This is a genomic window from Haloarchaeobius litoreus (assembly GCF_024495425.1).
GTDB lineage: Archaea > Halobacteriota > Halobacteria > Halobacteriales > Natrialbaceae > Haloarchaeobius > Haloarchaeobius litoreus.
The window spans coordinates 1,293,287-1,309,105 of record NZ_JANHJR010000001.1 but is presented as its reverse complement, the minus strand read 5'-3'; the positions used below and the strand labels follow the sequence as shown (position 1 = coordinate 1,309,105).

19 protein-coding genes and 1 rRNA gene are annotated in these 15,819 nt (G+C 68.2%); 9 read left to right on the top strand and 11 right to left on the bottom strand.

Annotated elements, in window-relative coordinates:
• A 16S ribosomal RNA gene (locus NOW55_RS06740) occupies positions 1-948 on the bottom strand; the annotation flags it as partial.
• A 529-nt stretch (positions 949-1,477) separates the two neighbouring features.
• Here NOW55_RS06740 and NOW55_RS06735 point away from each other — a divergent pair.
• Together NOW55_RS06735 and NOW55_RS06730 are read left to right on the top strand one after the other, a co-directional pair.
• Entirely contained in the window at positions 1,478-2,590 is a 1,113-nt protein-coding gene (locus NOW55_RS06735; RefSeq protein ID WP_256399323.1) for a S8 family peptidase, read from the top strand.
• A gap of 174 nt (positions 2,591-2,764) precedes the next feature.
• Entirely contained in the window at positions 2,765-3,955 is a 1,191-nt protein-coding gene (locus tag NOW55_RS06730; RefSeq protein ID WP_256399322.1) for a S8 family serine peptidase, read from the top strand.
• Between the two features lie 97 nt (positions 3,956-4,052).
• Here the strand turns inward: NOW55_RS06730 and NOW55_RS06725 are convergent, their stop codons facing one another.
• The 3 genes from NOW55_RS06725 to NOW55_RS06715 form a co-directional block, all read right to left on the bottom strand.
• Positions 4,053-4,997 (bottom strand): NAD-dependent epimerase/dehydratase family protein, encoded by a 945-nt coding sequence (locus tag NOW55_RS06725; RefSeq protein WP_256399321.1) that lies wholly within the window; start codon positions 4,995-4,997, stop codon positions 4,053-4,055.
• A gap of 69 nt (positions 4,998-5,066) precedes the next feature.
• Entirely contained in the window at positions 5,067-5,957 is an 891-nt protein-coding gene (locus NOW55_RS06720) for an SDR family NAD(P)-dependent oxidoreductase (RefSeq protein WP_256399320.1), read from the bottom strand.
• 57 nt (positions 5,958-6,014) lie between these two features.
• Positions 6,015-6,227, bottom strand: coding sequence for a dodecin family protein (locus NOW55_RS06715; protein ID WP_256399319.1), 213 nt, complete (start codon positions 6,225-6,227; stop codon positions 6,015-6,017).
• Between the two features lie 132 nt (positions 6,228-6,359).
• Here NOW55_RS06715 and NOW55_RS06710 point away from each other — a divergent pair, with 132 nt between their 5' ends.
• Together NOW55_RS06710 and NOW55_RS06705 are read left to right on the top strand one after the other, a co-directional pair.
• Entirely contained in the window at positions 6,360-6,956 is a 597-nt protein-coding gene (locus NOW55_RS06710; RefSeq protein WP_256399318.1) for a tRNA (cytidine(56)-2'-O)-methyltransferase, read from the top strand.
• A 168-nt stretch (positions 6,957-7,124) separates the two neighbouring features.
• The gene (locus tag NOW55_RS06705) at positions 7,125-8,459 is read left to right on the top strand and encodes a hypothetical protein (protein ID WP_256399317.1); all 1,335 of its coding nucleotides are present in this window, start codon (positions 7,125-7,127) and stop codon (positions 8,457-8,459) included.
• Positions 8,460-8,846: 387 nt separating this feature from the next.
• Here NOW55_RS06705 and NOW55_RS06700 read toward each other — a convergent pair whose 3' ends face one another.
• The 3 genes from NOW55_RS06700 to NOW55_RS06690 are packed head-to-tail and all read right to left on the bottom strand — an operon-like array spanning position 8,847 to position 10,560.
• Positions 8,847-9,110 carry a hypothetical protein gene (locus NOW55_RS06700; RefSeq protein ID WP_256399316.1) on the bottom strand — a complete coding sequence of 88 codons (264 nt, stop codon included), beginning with the start codon at positions 9,108-9,110 and terminating at the stop codon, positions 8,847-8,849.
• Positions 9,111-9,127: 17 nt separating this feature from the next.
• Positions 9,128-10,225: a TIGR04053 family radical SAM/SPASM domain-containing protein gene (locus NOW55_RS06695; RefSeq protein ID WP_368407717.1), complete on the bottom strand. Its 1,098-nt coding sequence runs from the start codon at positions 10,223-10,225 to the stop codon at positions 9,128-9,130.
• 2 nt (positions 10,226-10,227) lie between these two features.
• Positions 10,228-10,560 (bottom strand): CGCGG family putative rSAM-modified RiPP protein, encoded by a 333-nt coding sequence (locus tag NOW55_RS06690; protein ID WP_256399315.1) that lies wholly within the window; start codon positions 10,558-10,560, stop codon positions 10,228-10,230.
• Positions 10,561-10,673: 113 nt separating this feature from the next.
• Here NOW55_RS06690 and NOW55_RS06685 point away from each other — a divergent pair, with 113 nt between their 5' ends.
• Positions 10,674-10,931, top strand: a complete 258-nt coding sequence (locus tag NOW55_RS06685; protein ID WP_256399314.1) for a DUF2249 domain-containing protein — start codon at positions 10,674-10,676, stop codon at positions 10,929-10,931.
• A gap of 29 nt (positions 10,932-10,960) precedes the next feature.
• On the opposite strand, the gene NOW55_RS06680 is transcribed toward NOW55_RS06685, so the two are convergent.
• Positions 10,961-11,194 carry a DUF2249 domain-containing protein gene (locus tag NOW55_RS06680; protein WP_256399313.1) on the bottom strand — a complete coding sequence of 78 codons (234 nt, stop codon included), beginning with the start codon at positions 11,192-11,194 and terminating at the stop codon, positions 10,961-10,963.
• A 76-nt stretch (positions 11,195-11,270) separates the two neighbouring features.
• On the bottom strand, positions 11,271-12,584 hold the full coding sequence (locus NOW55_RS06675; protein WP_256399312.1) for a DUF8130 domain-containing protein: 1,314 nt from the start codon (positions 12,582-12,584) through the stop codon (positions 11,271-11,273).
• A 134-nt stretch (positions 12,585-12,718) separates the two neighbouring features.
• Between NOW55_RS06675 and tenA the strand changes: the two genes are divergently transcribed.
• On the top strand, positions 12,719-13,378 hold the full coding sequence (gene tenA, locus NOW55_RS06670; protein ID WP_256399311.1) for a thiaminase II: 660 nt from the start codon (positions 12,719-12,721) through the stop codon (positions 13,376-13,378).
• Between the two features lie 105 nt (positions 13,379-13,483).
• Here the strand turns inward: tenA and NOW55_RS06665 are convergent, their stop codons facing one another.
• Positions 13,484-13,711 (bottom strand): DUF2249 domain-containing protein, encoded by a 228-nt coding sequence (locus NOW55_RS06665; protein ID WP_256399310.1) that lies wholly within the window; start codon positions 13,709-13,711, stop codon positions 13,484-13,486.
• Positions 13,712-13,824: 113 nt separating this feature from the next.
• Here NOW55_RS06665 and NOW55_RS06660 point away from each other — a divergent pair, with 113 nt between their 5' ends.
• Both NOW55_RS06660 and NOW55_RS06655 read left to right on the top strand, forming a co-directional pair.
• A complete protein-coding gene (locus NOW55_RS06660; RefSeq protein WP_256399309.1) occupies positions 13,825-14,475 on the top strand; it encodes a helix-turn-helix domain-containing protein in 651 nt (216 codons plus the stop codon).
• A 6-nt stretch (positions 14,476-14,481) separates the two neighbouring features.
• Complete coding sequence (locus NOW55_RS06655; RefSeq protein WP_256399308.1) at positions 14,482-14,883, top strand: DUF7342 family protein; 402 nt, start codon at positions 14,482-14,484, stop codon at positions 14,881-14,883.
• A 24-nt stretch (positions 14,884-14,907) separates the two neighbouring features.
• Here the strand turns inward: NOW55_RS06655 and NOW55_RS06650 are convergent, their stop codons facing one another.
• Positions 14,908-15,444, bottom strand: a complete 537-nt coding sequence (locus NOW55_RS06650; protein WP_256399307.1) for a halocyanin domain-containing protein — start codon at positions 15,442-15,444, stop codon at positions 14,908-14,910.
• 147 nt (positions 15,445-15,591) lie between these two features.
• Here NOW55_RS06650 and NOW55_RS06645 point away from each other — a divergent pair, with 147 nt between their 5' ends.
• Positions 15,592-15,717: a hypothetical protein gene (locus tag NOW55_RS06645; protein ID WP_256399306.1), complete on the top strand. Its 126-nt coding sequence runs from the start codon at positions 15,592-15,594 to the stop codon at positions 15,715-15,717.
• Positions 15,718-15,819: the final 102 nt, after the last annotated feature.

Here is a 15,819-nt window from a genome sequence, read left to right as displayed (position 1 = left end):
CTGCATACTGTCGGAGCTGGTGAGATGTCCGGCGTTGAGTCCAATTAAACCGCAGGCTCCTCCGGTTGTAGTGCTCCCCCGCCAATTCCTTTAAGTTTCATCCTTGCGGACGTACTTCCCAGGCGGCCAGTTTATCGTCTTCACTGCGGCACAGCACGAGCTCGTAGCCCGCGCCAAACCTAACTGGCATCGTTTACAGCTGGGACTACCCGGGTATCTAATCCGGTTCGTGACCCCAGCTTTCGTCCCTCACTGTCGGATCCGATCTTCCGAGGTGCTTTCGCCATCGGTGGTCCGTCCAGGATTACGGGATTTCACTCCTACCCCAGACGTACCCCTCGGATCGCTCGGTCCCAAGCCGCACAGTTTCTGCCGGACGCCTGCTCGTTGAGCGAGCAGATTTCCCAACAGACTTGCACGGCCAGCTACGGACGCTTTAGGCCCAATAATATCGGTCATCACTCGAACTGCCGGTGTTACCGCGGCGGCTGGCACCGGTCTTGCCCAGTTCTTGTTCCTGAACCACCCTACGGTTCAGAAAAGCGAGGGCTCTATGCCCTCGCACTCGGGATTCCCTTATCGCACTGTCGTGCAGTGTAAAGTTTTCGCGCCTGCTGCGCCCCGTAGGGCCCGGAATCTTGTCTCAGATTCCGTCTCTAGGCTCTTGCTCTCACAACCTATACCGATTATTGGCACGGTGGGCCGTTACCCCACCGTCTACCTAATCGGCCGCAGCCACATCCTATGGCGCCGTAGCGTTTCTGACTCAACCCAGTTCCAGGGAGAGAGTCGTATGGACTATTAGCCTCAGTTTCCCGAGGTTATGGTCCTCCATAGGGTAGTTTGGCCACGTGTTACTGAGCTATCTGCCACGGGTCTGAACCCGTGCGACTAGCATGGCTAAATCGAATCCCGATAGCAATGACCTCCGGCAGGATCAACCGGAATGTCCCGTGCAGAGCACGGGGGTGGCGGAAATTGCTGTCGTGGTATGTGTGGTCGACGACGTCCGACCGGATGTCGCCGAACCACCAAGGCTCGTATCAGATTCCATCGTGTACGGCGGACCGCAGGGGTGGAATCCTCATGGCTCGAAGTCGCACCGACTCCGGTACGACCCTGACGCCGCCGGGGTGCGCCCGGCGCGTCCTTCGCATTAGTTACGAATGGAGGGTGAATATAAAAGGCCTACGAATCGGCCGCCGCCTGCCACGGTATCTCATCGCCCGCAGGCGTCGGCTTCGATGGATATTTGAGGCTGCGTTCGAGGCCGCACGTGAGCACCCGTCGTCGCCGCGGTGCGCTCGTCGGTCTTGAGACGGAATCCGGTCGTAGCCGCCGTCTAGAGGGTGGAACGCGACGAGAACGAACCTCACAATTTAATATCTACTAAAAATCACCAATTGCTGCAATGTTTGGTAACAACCAACAGCGCACGAGGCGGAGTGTTCTGAAAGCGACCGGCGGCGTCCTCGCGATGAGCGGCGTAGCCGGCGTCAGCGCCGGTGCACCGGGCGAGCAGCTAGAACTGAACGTCGGCTTCCGCGAGCGACGTGGCCAGCGAGCGGCGGCGGACGTGGCCGACGAGGTCGTCCGGGAGTTCGCGTTCGACGCGATGACGATCAAAGCCACGCGGCAGGCCGCCAGCGGGCTCGCGAACGACCCGAACGTCCGGTACGTCGAGGAGAACGGCGAGATGGAGGCGCTCGCCCAGTCCGAACCGTGGGGCATCGATCGGGTGGACGCGGAGGTCGCCCACGCGAACGGCGAGACCGGCAACGGGGCCGACATCGCCATCATCGACACCGGTATCGACTCCGACCATCCGGACCTGCAGGCGAACCTCGGCTCGGGGCACGCGGTCGCATCCTGTGGGGGAGGTGGCTTCATCTGCTGGTTCGCGGGGAACGGCAACGAGTGCTACGAGGACTGGGACGACGACAACGACCACGGCACCCACTGTGCCGGCATCGCCGACGCGGCGAACAACAGCCAGGACGTGGTCGGCGTCTCGACGCAGGCCACCCTGCACGCCGTCAAGGTCCTCGACTGCCAGGGCTCGGGCTCGTACTCCGACATCGCGGCGGGCATCGAGTACGTGGCGGACCAGGGCTGGGACGTCGGCAGCATGAGCCTCGGCGGCTCAGCGTCCAGCGTCGTCGAGGACGCGTGCCAGTACGCGGTGGACAGCGGCGTCCTCCTCGTCGCCGCCGCCGGGAACTCCGGTTCCTGTACCGACTGCGTCGGCTATCCGGCCGCCTACGACACCGTGATGGCCGTCTCCTCGACGAACCAGAACGACGAGCTGTCGAGCTTCTCCAGCCAGGGACCCGAGGTCGAGATCGCCGCCCCCGGCTCGGACATCACATCGACCGTCCCCGGCGGCACCGACACGTTCTCGGGCACCTCGATGGCGTGCCCACACGTCGCGGGCGCGGGCGGCCAGCTGATGGCGAACGGTCGGACCGCCACCGATGCCCGGAACACGCTGGGCTCGACGGCGGAGGACATCGGGCTCTCACCGAACGAGTCGGGCAACGGGCTACTCGACGTGGCTGCTGCACTGAACCTCGACTCGTCTGACAGTTGAGCACGCAGCTCCAGCGGTAGCCGGTGAGACGGCAGTCGCGCCATCCTCTCTTTTCTCGGAACTGCGATACTACTCGCTAGCATTGGGCACGCGTATCTTAATTTAGTTAGAAATCTGCCCCGAATATCTTAGAACATTAAATTTAAGTGTGTATGGTAATCACCGGTGGTTGGGATGACTGACAACACCCAACGCACGAAGCGACGGACGATGCTGAAAGCAACCGGCGGCGCACTGGCTGTCGGCGGACTCGCGGGCGTCAGCAGCGCCGGCTCCCCGGACCTCGTCGAATTCAACGTGGGCTTCGACGGCGACCTGGGCCGTGGGGCGGCACTATCGGCGGCCGACGAGGTGGTACGAGAGTTCGCGTTCGACGCGGTCACCATCCGGGCCGCACCGCAGGCCGCGCGGGCCCTCGAGAACAACCCGAACGTCCGGTACGTCGAGGAGAACGGCACGATGTACGCCCTCGCCCAGACACAGCCGTGGGGCGTCGACCGTGTGGACGCGGAGGTCGCCCACGCGAACGGCGAGACCGGTAGCGGGGCCGACATCGCCATCATCGACACCGGCATCGACTCCGACCACTCAGACTTGCAGGCGAACGTCGGCTCCGGACGCGCGTTCGTGAGCTGTGAGACGAAGGGTGGCTGCCGGTACGGCGCAAAACCCGCGAACAACACCTGTTACAACGACTGGGACGACGACAACGACCACGGCACCCACTGTGCCGGCATCGCCGACGCGGCGAACAACTCCCAGGGTGTCGTCGGCGTCTCGACGCAGGCCACCCTGCACGCCGTGAAGGTGCTGGACAAGTGCGGTTCCGGTTCCTTCTCCGACATCGCCGCCGGTGTCCAGTACGTCGCCGACCAGGGCTGGGACGTCGGCAGCATGAGCCTCGGCGGCTCCTCGGGGTCGCAGACCCTCCGCGACGCCTGCCAGTACGCGGTGGACAACGGCGTCTTCCTCGTCGCCGCCGCCGGCAACAGCGGTCCGTGTACCGACTGCGTCGGCTACCCGGCGGCCTACGACACCGTGATGGCCGTCTCCTCGACCGCCTCCGACGACTCGCTCAGCGACTTCTCCAGCCAGGGCCCCGAGGTCGACATCGCCGCGCCCGGCACGGACATCTACTCCTCGGTCGCCGACAACGGCGGCTACGCGACCTTCTCCGGCACGTCGATGGCCTGCCCGCACGTCGCGGGTGCAGCCGGTCAGCTGATGGCCAACGGCGCGACCAACACCGAGGCACGGAACACGCTCGCCTCCTCCGCGGAGGACATCGGCCTCGGCTCCAACGAGTCCGGCGCAGGTCTGCTGGACGCCGCCGCTGCACTCGGTCTCGACTCCTCCGACAACTGAACGGCATCGTCCCCGTCGCCCGCCGCCCACCTCCCGCGTCCACCGATCAGCCGTTGGCTCGTGGTGCGTGTGGACGTCCGATTCGGAAGAACGGCGGTCAGTTCGCGTGCTCTTCGCGCAGTTCGCCGACGAGCTGGCGGGTCGCCTCGCGGACGCAGTCGTCGCTGGAGCGGGGCGGCTCCCAGCCGAGCGCGGAGAGCTTCTCGATGGAGAGGCGCATCTTCGGCACGTCGCCGGTCCAGCCGCGGTCGCCGCCGGTGAACTCGTAGTCGGGGTCGAGCCCCATCTCGTCGGCGACGATGTCCGCGATGGCCGTGACCGAGGTCGTCGTTCTGGTCCCGAGGTTGTAGATGTTGAAGTCCGCGTCGGCGTGTTCGACGACGTGGGTCATCGCGTCGACGCAGTCCTCGACGTGGAGGTAGGACTTCTCCTGGCGGCCGTCACCGAGGATGGTCAGCGTCTCCGGGTCGTCGAGCAGCTTCTCGATGAAGTCGGGGACGACGTTGCCGCGCTGGTGCGGGCCGACGATGTTGGCGAAGCGGTAGCACCAGATCTGCATCCCGTAGGAGTGCGCGTACGTCGACAGTAGCCCCTCGTCGGCGAGTTTCGATGAGCCGTAGATGCTGATGGGTTCGAGCGGCGCGTAGTCCTCGGGCGTCGGCATCGGAGCCTCGCCGTAGACGGTGGAGGAGGAGGTGAACGCGAGCCTGTCGACGCCGACCTCGTCCATGCGTTCGAGGACGTTGTAGGTCATCTCGGTGTTCTCCTCGAACAGCTGGCGGTCGTCGTCGTAGTTCGTGTCCGTGTACGCGGCGAAGTGGAACACCATGTCCACGTCCTCGGTGATGACGTCGGCGACGTCGTCGGGGTCGGTCACGTCGCGCCGTCGGAACTCGGCACCGGCGGGAACCCGTTCGCGCGAGCCCTTCGAGAGGTCGTCGACGGCGACGACGTGGTTGTCGTCACACAGCTCGGCGGCGAGGTGCGAGCCGACCAGCCCGGCCGCGCCCGTGATGACGACGTTCCTGTCGGTGAGATCCATGTGCTCGGATGTGCGAGGGTCGGGCAAGTGTGTTCTGGTCTCCGGTTGGCTGACACGCGCACGCGGACGCTACTCCAGTAGGTCCTCGGTGAGCTTCCACAGTCGCCGCGCGAGCTCGTCATCCCGGGCCGCCGGCGACGGCGTGGTCGGCTCGCAGTCGCTGAAGTACGCACCCGACTCGTCGTACTCCCCGGCGGCGAGGAAGACGCTGGTCGCTGCCGCCGAGCGTGAACTGTCCGCGACCCGTTCGAGGAGTGGGTCGGGGAGCGCAGCGAGCAGCCGGACGCCGGCCCGAATCGGGAACGACGCGTCCCGCCAGAGGCCGCTGCCCGGGACGAGCCCGGGGTGACAGCAGTTCGCGAGCAGGTCGGACTCGCGGCGGGCGAGTTCGCGGGTGAACAGGACGTTCGCGAGCTTCGACCGCGCGTAGGCCTGCAGCCCGTCGTAGTCGTCGACCGACGTGACCGCCTCGCGGGTGAGATCGCTCGCGTCGGCCCGCGGGTGGACTGCGCTCGACACCGTCACCACTCGCGCATCGCCCGCGAACGTTCCAGCGTCCGAGAGCGTCCGCGTCAGCGCGAACGGCGCGAGGTGGTTCACCCGGAACGTCAGCTCGACGCCGTCGGCGAGCGTCGGGTCGTCGACGTAGGCACCGGCGTTGTTGACGAGCACGTCGAGTTCGTCGGTGTGCTCGGCGACGGCATCGGCGAGGTCGACGGGCGACTCAGTGTTCGCGAAGTCCGCCCGGAAGAACACCGAGTCAGCACCGAGGTCGTCGAGCTCCGTCGCGACCGCGCGTCCTGCCATCCGATCCCGACCGTGGACGAGGACGCGTGCGCCCAGGCGCGCGAGAGCAAGGGCTGTCTCCCGACCGACGCCGCTGGTCGCACCGGTCACGAGGACGGTCCGTCCGGTGAGGTCGACGTGCTCGACGCCCGCGATGGCTTCCGGTCTGGTCATGGCGGCCGTAGGGCGGGTGACGAGAAAAGCGTGGGTGTCCCCTGCGGTATCGGCCAGTCAGGACTCCTCGTGTATCACCGGGAACGCGACCTCGACGGTCGTCTTGTACTCGGTGATCTGCCCGTCCTCGACGTTCGCCGTCCAGTCCTCGACCTCGATGCCGTGGATGTCGTGGATGCTCTCCTGTGCCTGTGCGACCGCCTCGTGCGCCGCGTCCTCCCAGGACTCGGTCGACGTGCCGAGCACCTTGATGATTTTGACTGCCGTCATGGCGGTCGCACTACGCCGGGAGGCGACGTTGTTAAGGACGCGATATCCGAACCGACCGGCGACCGTCCCGGGTAATCCGGTCGTACCGTCGAAAGCGAAACCCCCTAACGAGCGACCGACGTAGCCGGTGGTATGCAGGGAGAACCCGAAGTGGCCGTCCTCCGCCTGGCCCACCGGCCGGGCCGGGACGACCGGATGACGACCCACGTCGGCCTCACCGCCCGCGCGCTCGGCGCGGACCGCGTCGTCTACCCCGCCAACGCCGACCAGTCCCGCCAGACCGTCGCGGACATCACCGGGCGGTTCGGCGGCCCGTTCGAGGTCGAACTCACCGACTCGCCCGCCGCGGTCGTCCGGCACTGGGACGGCGTCGTCGTCCACCTGACGATGTACGGCGAGCGCATCCAGGACGTCGAGGGCGAGATACGCGCGGCCCGCGCCGACGCTCCGCTGCTCGTCGTCGTCGGCTCCGAGAAGGTCCCCTTCGACGTGTACGAACACGCCGACTACAACGTCGCGGTGACGAACCAGCCCCACTCGGAGGTCGCCGGCCTCGCGGTCTTCCTCGACCGGCTGTTCGAGGGGCGCGAGCTCGACCGCGAGTGGACGGACGCCGACCGCCAGGTCGTCCCGGAGGAGACCGGCAAGCGCGTCGTCCCGGTCGACGAGGGCGACGGTTCGTCGACCGACGAGGGTGACGAGAGCGCGACGGACGAAGCGTCCGACTGACGCCGGCACAAACGTGTTCGGCCGAGGATACTCGACTGTACGGTCCCACGTTCGAACTGCCCGCCATGGGTGAGCCACCGCTGGCTCGACCTCCCTTCTCCCTCGACGCGCCCGTCCCCGAACACGTTCGCGGAACCACCCACGGAACGCGACAGCGTAGCGACCGACATGAGCGCGATTCCGGGTGACCTCGACACGGACAGCCAGCCACCGATGGCGGTCCCGCTCCGGCACTTCGTCGTCGGCTTCGGCTTCCTCGTCGCCGCGGCGGCCCTGCGGGTCGCCATCGCGGCCGACGCCACCGGAGTTGCGGACGCCGTATCCGGTATCGCCCCCCTCGCACACGTCCACCTGCTGCTCGTCGGCTGGGTCTGTATCACCATCGCCGGCGCGATGACCCAGTTCGTCCCGGTCTGGTCGGGCACCAGCCTGCACTCCCAGCGACTCGCTGCCGTCCAGCTGTGGCTGCTCACCCTCGGTGTCACCGGGCTGGTCGTCGCGATGCTCGCCGGTCGACTCGCACTGCTCCCGGTCGCCGGCGCGGTGCTCGCGCTCGGCTTCTGGACGCTCGCGTACAACGTCGGCCGGACGTTGGTCGCTGCACACCCGCTCGACGTGACCGAGCGCCACTTTCTCCTCGCGCTCGGCTTCTTCGTCCTCGTCACCGTCCTCGGCGTCGTCCTTGCCATCGATTTCACACGTGGGCTACTCGGGGTCGGGACGGTACCCCGGACCAGGGTCGTCGCGGCCCACGCGACCCTCGCCGTCTTCGGCGCGGTCCTCACGACGGTGTTCGGCGCGCTCTACCAGCTCGCGACGATGTTCACCCAGACCGAGCTGGACCGTCTCGACGGACTCCTCGCCGGATTCGAGACGGTCGCCTTCCCGGTCGGCGTTCTCGCCCTCGCAGGCGGCCGACTCGTCGCGAACGTCCCGCTCGCCCGGGCCGGGGGACTGCTCGTCGTCGCCAGCGTGGCCGCCGTCGGAATCGTCCTCGGACGCCGACTCCACGCTGCACGCGTCCCCCGAACGCCGATGCTCACCCGCTATGCGATTGCCGCCGTCGGGATGATCGGCTGGGCTGTCGCGACGACCCCGACGTGGCTCCGCGACCCGACCGCGCTCGACGCCCGTTTCGGCGCGGGCTTCGACTCCCTCGCGCTGTTCGTCGTCGGCTTCGTCGTGCTCGGGACGCTGTACCACGTCGTCCCCTTCGTCGTCTGGATTCACCGCTACGCCGACCGACTGGGCTACGAACCGGTGCCGATGATCGACGACCTCTACGACGACCGGCTGGCGACGGTGGACCTCGTCGCGACCGCCGGAGGCGCATGCTGTCTGGTCGCTGCGGACTGGGCGTTCGCGCCGTCGTGGCTCGTCCTCGCGGGTGGTGCCCTGTTTCTCCTCGGCACCCTCGTCTTCAGCGCGAACCTGCTCCGGGTCGTCCGCGTCCACGGCAACGGCGTCCTCCCGACGCTCGTCGGTACTGCCCCGAGCGAGTGACCGGACCGAAGATGTCCTGGCGACTCGGGATCGGGCCCGCCCGAGAACGTCGCGGCAGATGCCCGATGTCGTCTCCGTCCCCGAGCTGACCGACACACCACACGTGACCGTCTTCGAGTCCGGACCCAAAGGCGTCCGTCCCGCACTAGACGTGTCGACGTGGACATCTCTCCACACGCACGCGAGGCGAGTACGGTCCCCGTGACGTTCGTCTGAACGCAGCCGGGCCACGCTTTATGTACCATCCCGCGGCCAGAGCCGGCGTGATCTGAGAACGGTCCGACGGCGGGCCGCGGGTGCGCGCCACGTCGCCGTCGGGAGCACGAGTGGTGCCTGTTCGCCTCAGAAGGGACCGTGGGAGGACCGACCAGCCTCGGCGCTGGCGGCTCAGTCGGTGAACAGCGCCGCGACCACGGTCGGGTCGACGTCCGCGTCGGCCGCGTGGCACGACCGACCCCGCGCGACCGTGAGCGGCCCGTCGACCAGTCGTCGCCGGAGCCGGAGCGCCAGTGCCGCCACCGCCTGCCGTCGCTCTTCGGTCAGTTCCCCGCTGGCGGCGAGCTGCGAGCACGCCTGCTCGACCGCCTCGCGCTGGACACAGCGGGCGCGCTGTTCGGCGCGCGTCGAGGGTTCGCGAGGGTCGTCGGTCATCTCGGGCTGGCTCGACGTCATCCGCGACTCGGTTCGGGGAGCGGCCCCTCGTATCCGTCGGGCACGTACGGGCAGAGCGGGTCGCTCTCCAGCGGGTCCTCCGTGTGGACGTACGCCCGCGAGCGACTGCCGCCGCAGACGGTCCGGAACTCGCACGCGCCGCACTTCCCGCGGAGCGCGTCGGGGTCTCGGAGCTGTTCGAACAGTGGTGCGTCCCGGTAGATGTCGACCACGCTCTCGTCGCGGACGTTGCCCGCCGACTTGGGCAGGAATCCAGAGGGATACACCTCGCCGACGTGGCTGACGAACGCGAAGCCGTCGCCGGCGGTGATCCCGGTCCGGCGACCGATGCCGGCTGGCGGTCCGCGGGACGAGTCCCCGTCGTCGGTCCCGTCGCCCTGCCGACGCTGGAGCCCGACCCGCCGGTACTGGGGGGCCTCGGTGGTCTTGACGCCGAAGGCAGCGTCCTCGCGGACGTCGTGGAGCCACGCCATCACGCGGTCGGCCCGTTCGGGTGAAACCGGGTCGAGGAGTCGACCGCGGCCGACCGGCACGAGGAAGAACACCGACCAGAGGACGGCTCCGAGGTCGGCGACCAGGTCGCGGATAGCGGGGAGCTCCTCGACGGTGTCGGCGCAGACGGTCGTGTTGATCTGGAGCGGGAGCCCGGCCTCGCGGGCCTGCCGAGCTGCCCGGACCGTCGACTCGAAGCTCCCGGATTCGCCGCGGAACGTGTCGTGGGTCGCGGCCGAGCCGCCGTCGATGCTCAGCGCGAGCCGCCGCAGTCCCGCGTCGGCGAGCTCGTCGAGGCGCTCCCGGGTGAGCGAGCTGGTCCCGCTCGGCGTCATCGTCATCCGGAGGCCATGGTCGGTGCCGTAGTCGACGAGGTCGACCGCGTCCTCGCGGGCGAGTGGGTCCCCTCCGGAGAGTACAACGATCTGACCTTCGGCGAACTCCCGGGCCTCGTCGAGCAGTCGCTCCCCCTCGGCGGTCGTCAGCTCGTCCGGGTGGCGGCGTGGCTGTGCGTCGGCTCGGCAGTGTTCGCAGGCCAGCTCGCAGGCCTGGGTCAGCTCCCAGACCAGCACGAACGGCCGTTCGTCCGTGTCCACCTGCATGGTCAGGCGTCGTCGGGACGCGTCCAGTCGTCCTCGACGTGGACCCGGGTGACGTGGCCACCGCAGCCGCACTGCTCGACGTACTCCCAGCGGGCGGCGTCCCCCACTGCCTCGCCGAGTGCGTCGAACAGGTAGGTCTGCGGGTGGCCGGAGTCGCCGTGGGTGACGAGGTTCACGTGGAATCCCGGCCGGGTCTCGGCGACGGCCGTCAGTGCGTCGTCGACGACCAGCTCCGGGCTGTCGGCGTACTCGGACCTCTCAAGGTTCACCGACCAGGAGCCGTCGTGTGCTTCCCCGGCGACCGATTCCGTGTCATCGTGCGAGACGCTCGGCATACCCGACACTCGGGGCGGAACGGCCGAAACAGGACTCCCGAACATGTTCGGCGCGCCCGGGGACGAACGTGTTCGGGGACATCGCCCAGTGACTCGCGGGCGTCAGTGCAGGTATGGACGCCGAGACACTCCGCGAGGCGACGGCTGCACCGACGGACAGACCGTGTGAACTGCTCGACGCACGCGAGCTTCCACCGCCGGAGCCGCTCCAGAGGACGCTCGAGTGGACCGCCGACGCGAACGGCACGGTGCTCGTCCAGGTGAACGACCGCGCCCCGCAGCACCTCTACCCGCGGCTGACCGAGCGGGGGTTCGAGTACGACACGGCGGAGACCGACGAGGGTGTCGTCACCGCCGTCTGGGAGGAGTGAGCTCGGGGAGGGTCGCGACGAGCGAACCGCTATTGCTTCGGGAGCGTCGCGATGAACTCGTCGTCGGCGACGCGGTCGACCGTGTAGGCGTCGGCGTCGAAGTCGTCGACCTCGGCCTGGAACTCGTAGAACAGCGGCTTCGGGTCGTGGTCGTTGACGAGCGTCAGCGCCTCGCCGGGGTCGAGCTCGTCGAATGCGTCGTGTATCTTCGGGTGACGCTGCTGTGGCGGTATCTCGCGGACGTCGATCTGGTTCTCGGGCATCGGCTGGAACTAGCGCCGGGCCGGGCGTGGGCCTTGGCCCGAACATGTTCGCCCGGCGACGGGTGCCCGCGCACGGTCACGCGACGCGCACGCGGACGGTATAATCCAGCGTACCGCCCTCCTCGTCACCCGGGAGTTCGACCCCGACGCTGTCGTCGAGCACGTACTCGCCGGGCTCGATGTCCGGGGCCACCTGGAACGTCCGGGAGACGGAGCCACCGGCTTCGACCTCCGTCACCAGGCCGATGCTGTTGACGGCCGTGACGGACCGTCCCTCGGTGTGGACGTGGTCGCTCTCCTCGTAGGCGTCCGTCCAGAGGAGCGAGCGGCGGTCCCCGTTCGCGGCGCGGAGGGAGAGCACGCCGAACGGAGCCGGCGCGCCGCTCGTGACCGACACCGTCGCGTCGGCGTCGTTCCGGAGCGAGATCTCGACTGCGGGGCCCTCTTCACCCTCGACGGCGGTCGCGTCCAGCGTGACGGGGAGCGGCTCGCGGTTCTCGACGTAGGTCGTGTAGAAGCGGCCGTCGAGGGAGACGTAGTCGTGTTCGTCGAGCCCGGCGAGTAGCCCTTCGGGCGGGTCGTCGAGCGAGTAGACGCCCGATGCCTCGCCGGCCTCGCGGAGGACCGCCGGTACTTCGTCGGAGGCCCCGTTCGCGTCCCACACCGAGCCGTCGGCGAGCGCCGAGGCTGGTATCTCGCTCGCGGTGACGGTGAACGGCGGGGCGGCGTCGCCCGTCGCGAGGGTGAGTCGGACGGTCTCGCCCCGGTAGTCGACCGCGTCGTACTCCGCGAGGAACGAGTCGAGGCTCGGCCAGAGGTGCGCCGTCTCGTAGCCCCCGTCGAGCGCGACGCGGACGAGGCCGGAGAAGACGACGCCGTCGTGGGTGACTGCCGCCTCGTACTCGTCGTAGCTGGCGACCGAATCGACCTGGCTCGCGTCGACGCGGTCGGCGGTGATCTCGTAGGTCGGCAGCGTGTGTTCGAGCTCGTAGTAGCTGCCGTCCCGACTGACGTACCGCGTGTTCGCGACGAACTCCTGGAGCCACGCGGGGCGGTCGTCGGACTCGTAGCCGCCGGCGATGGCCTGCTCGACGACACTCCGTTCGGGGTCGTCGAGCCCGGAGACGGGTGTCGGCTGGATACCCGGCCCGGTGCCGAGGTCGTTCAGCCGGAGGACGTACTGGCCGACGTCGACCGACTGGACCGTGAGGCCAGACTCCGGGGCCTCTGTTCCGCCGTCGGTCGTCGCCGTCTCGGTCGCCGGTGCGCCGGTCGACGGCTCGGTTGGGGTATCGGTCGGGTCGCCCGAGGAGAGGGAGTCGGTACAGCCGGCGAGGAGACCGCCGAGTGCGGTCGTCGGGAGGAGCTTCAGGGCGTCTCGACGCTGCATGGTCGACGGTTGTTCCGGCGACTGCAAAAGCCCCCGGCAAGCTGAAACGTCGGTTGTAGCGGCGACAGGGCAGCCCGGGGAACAACTAAATTGTATTAGTAAATTATATTCTGCTGGAGTCCGCTCTCCGACCTATGGCCTTCAGCGACGAACTTCTCGACGCGGGCGAGCACATCTGGCAGGCGCAGTACGACCACCCGTTCGTGACCGAACTGGCGGCGGGCACGCTCGACGAGGCGGCGTTTCGGCACTGGGTCGAGCAGGACTACCGGTACCTGCTGGACTACGCCCGGACCTTCGCCGTCGCAGGGACGAAAGCACGCGACGAGGAGACGATGGCGCACCTACTCGGTGTCGCCCACACCGTGCTCGACGACGAGATGGACCTCCACCGCGAGTTCGCACGCGAGTACGACCTCACGCCGGGAGACCTCGAATCGGTCCGGAAGGCTCCGACCTGCGTGGCGTACACGAACTACCTCGTCCGGACGGCCCACGAGGGCTCAATCGCCGAGATCGCCGCGGCGATCTACCCCTGCGGCCAGGGCTACCTCGACGTCGCCCGTCACATGGACGACCTGATGGACGAGCAGCACCGCTACGCACCGTTCGTCGAGAAGTACACGAGCGACGAGTTCGCCGAGGCCGTCGGCTGGCTGCGTGCGTTCGTCGACCGCTGTGGCGAGCGCTATCCCGGTGAGCACGACGCCATGCGCGAGGCGTTCCTCACGAGCGCCCGGCTCGAACACTCGTTCTGGGAGATGGCGTACACGCAGGAGGACTGGACGGTCTGAGGACCCAGGGGGCCGGCGGTCAGTACTCCGGCCGCTGGGCGCGGAGGCGGTCGGCGAGGTGCTGTTGCTCGTCACCGGGACGCTCGCTCGACGACGGACCGACCGTCAGACCGCCTCGATGGTGACGTGCCACTCGTCGGGCGCGACCTGTTCGGTCTCGTAATCGTAGCCGCGCCGTTCGAGGACGTCGTACAGCGGGACCGGCTCGAAGCCGTTCACGAGCAGCAGACGCTCGCCGGCGGACAGTTCGGCGAGCGCGTCGTCGATGTGTCCGAACGGTTCGCCGTCTACGTCCCGCACGTCGAGCACCTGTGTGGGCTCGTCGGTGTGCATACCGGTGCTTGGGGCGCGTGATGGGTGGGTATTCTCCCGAAGGTGTTCGGAACTGTCCGAACATGTTCGGGAACACTGATTGGGGTGCGGTCCCACTACGTCGAGATAGGACAATGCCACGCGCAGAACTCACGCTCACCGTGCCCGAGGGGGTCTGGATCGGCGACATCTCGCGGGACCACCCCGAGGCGCGCTTCCGGATCCTCGCCGCGCTCACCGACGACGACGCCGGCGTCGGACTGGCGGAGGTCATCGCGGCGGACCTCCCACCGGTCGTCACGGCCATCGACGCGGACGACACGGTCACCGAACTCGAGGTCCTGCAGGCCGACGACGGCAAGGCACTGGTCCAGTTCGAGACCACGACGCCGTTCCTCCTGCTCCCGGTGCAGGGCTCCGGTGTGCCGCTCGAGATGCCGTTCACGCTGGAGAACGGGAAGGCGGAGTGGGAGATCACCGCGCCCCAGCACCGACTCTCGGCGCTCGCCGAGCAGCTCGACACGTTCGGCATCCCCTACACCGTCGAGCAGGTGAGCCAGCGCGTCGAACCCGAGCGACTGCTCACCGACAGCCAGCTCCGCCTGCTGCTGGCGGCCGTCGACCACGGCTACTACGACACGCCCCGTGACTGCTCACTCACCGAGCTCGCCGACGAGCTGGGGATGGCGAAGTCGACGGCGTCCGAGACCCTGCACCGCGCGGAGGAGGCCGTCGTGAAGCGGTTCGTCGAGGACGTCGACGAGGACGTGTTGATAGAGCACTGACCGATCATGAGCAGTGACAGCCTCGCTGTCGATAGCGACAGCCACGTGCAACCGGACGCTCGCGCCGTCGTCGGTGCGCTCGCCGACGACGACTGCCGGGCCATCGTCGAGTTCCTCGACGAGCCCGCGACCGCCGGCGAGGTGGCCGACGGTGCCGAGGTCCCGCTGTCGACGACCTACCGGAAGCTCGACAGGCTGGTCGACGCCGGGCTGGTGACCGAGCGGACGGACGCGCTCCGTCGCGGCCAGCCGACGACCCGATACCGGCGCGCGTTCGAGGCGGTCCGCGTCGAACCGGACGACGGTGGCTCGCTCGCCGCCGTCGTGGAGCAGCGGTCCGCGCGGGCGGACGAGCGTCTCGAGGACCTCTGGACCGAGCTCCGGGCTGAGACCGGCGGCGGGACGTAACGCGAGAAACGACGGTCGTCGGCCCTATTCGACGACGACTGCGCCTTTCATCCCCATCTGCTCGTGCGGCGAGCAGAAGTACTTCACCGTTCCCGACGAGTCGAACGTCTGCTCGAACGTGTGGCCCGAGCTCCCGACGAGGTCGCTCTCGAAGCTACCGCCGTCCGCGACGACGTTGTGGCTCCCGCCGTCGCCGGTCCACTCCCAGACGACCGTGGTACCGGTGTCGACGCGGATGGCGGCCGGGTCGAACGCGAACCCACCGCCGTTGCCCTGGGCACCGACGGTCACCGTCACCTCGGACTCCCCGGTGTGGTCGGCGACGCCGTCGAAGTTCCCGACGTTGTCGAACCAGCCGCCGAAGTCCGTGCCGCTGTCGTCACCGGCGTCGCTGTCGTCGCCGTCACCGGCGTCGCTGTCGTCGCCGTCGTTGCCCCCACCGCCGCCGCCGTCGCTGGACCCATCGCTCCCGCTGAGGCAGCCGGCCCCGGCCGAGAGCGCAGTCGCGGTCGCAGCAGTCTTCACGAACGTCCGTCGGTCGAGTCTCGTATCGCGTGACATCACAGACGGGAGTTACTCGCTCGTCGGGATAGGCGTCGCTCAGATTCCAGCCTGTCGGGAAGGCGTCCGAACACATTCGCCGGGGGAACGTCCCCAGAACCCGTCGGTGACGAACCGGTTCGTCCCTCCCTCGCCCCCGTCACGGGCGTGAGACGAGGACCCCTCGCGAGACTGCTCGCGGTCGTGTTCGTGTTCAACCCCCTTGTGATGGGTGCCGGTGCGCTCTACTCGTACGAGCACACCCCGCCAATCCCGACGGAGGTCCATGCCTGACCGTCTGCGCCGGACCCGGCGGTGAGACCGTCGTGACCGACGCGCAGTCTCGAGTTCTACAACGGCGAGACCGTCCAGTTGCTGTTCCGGGCCCGCCTCCCC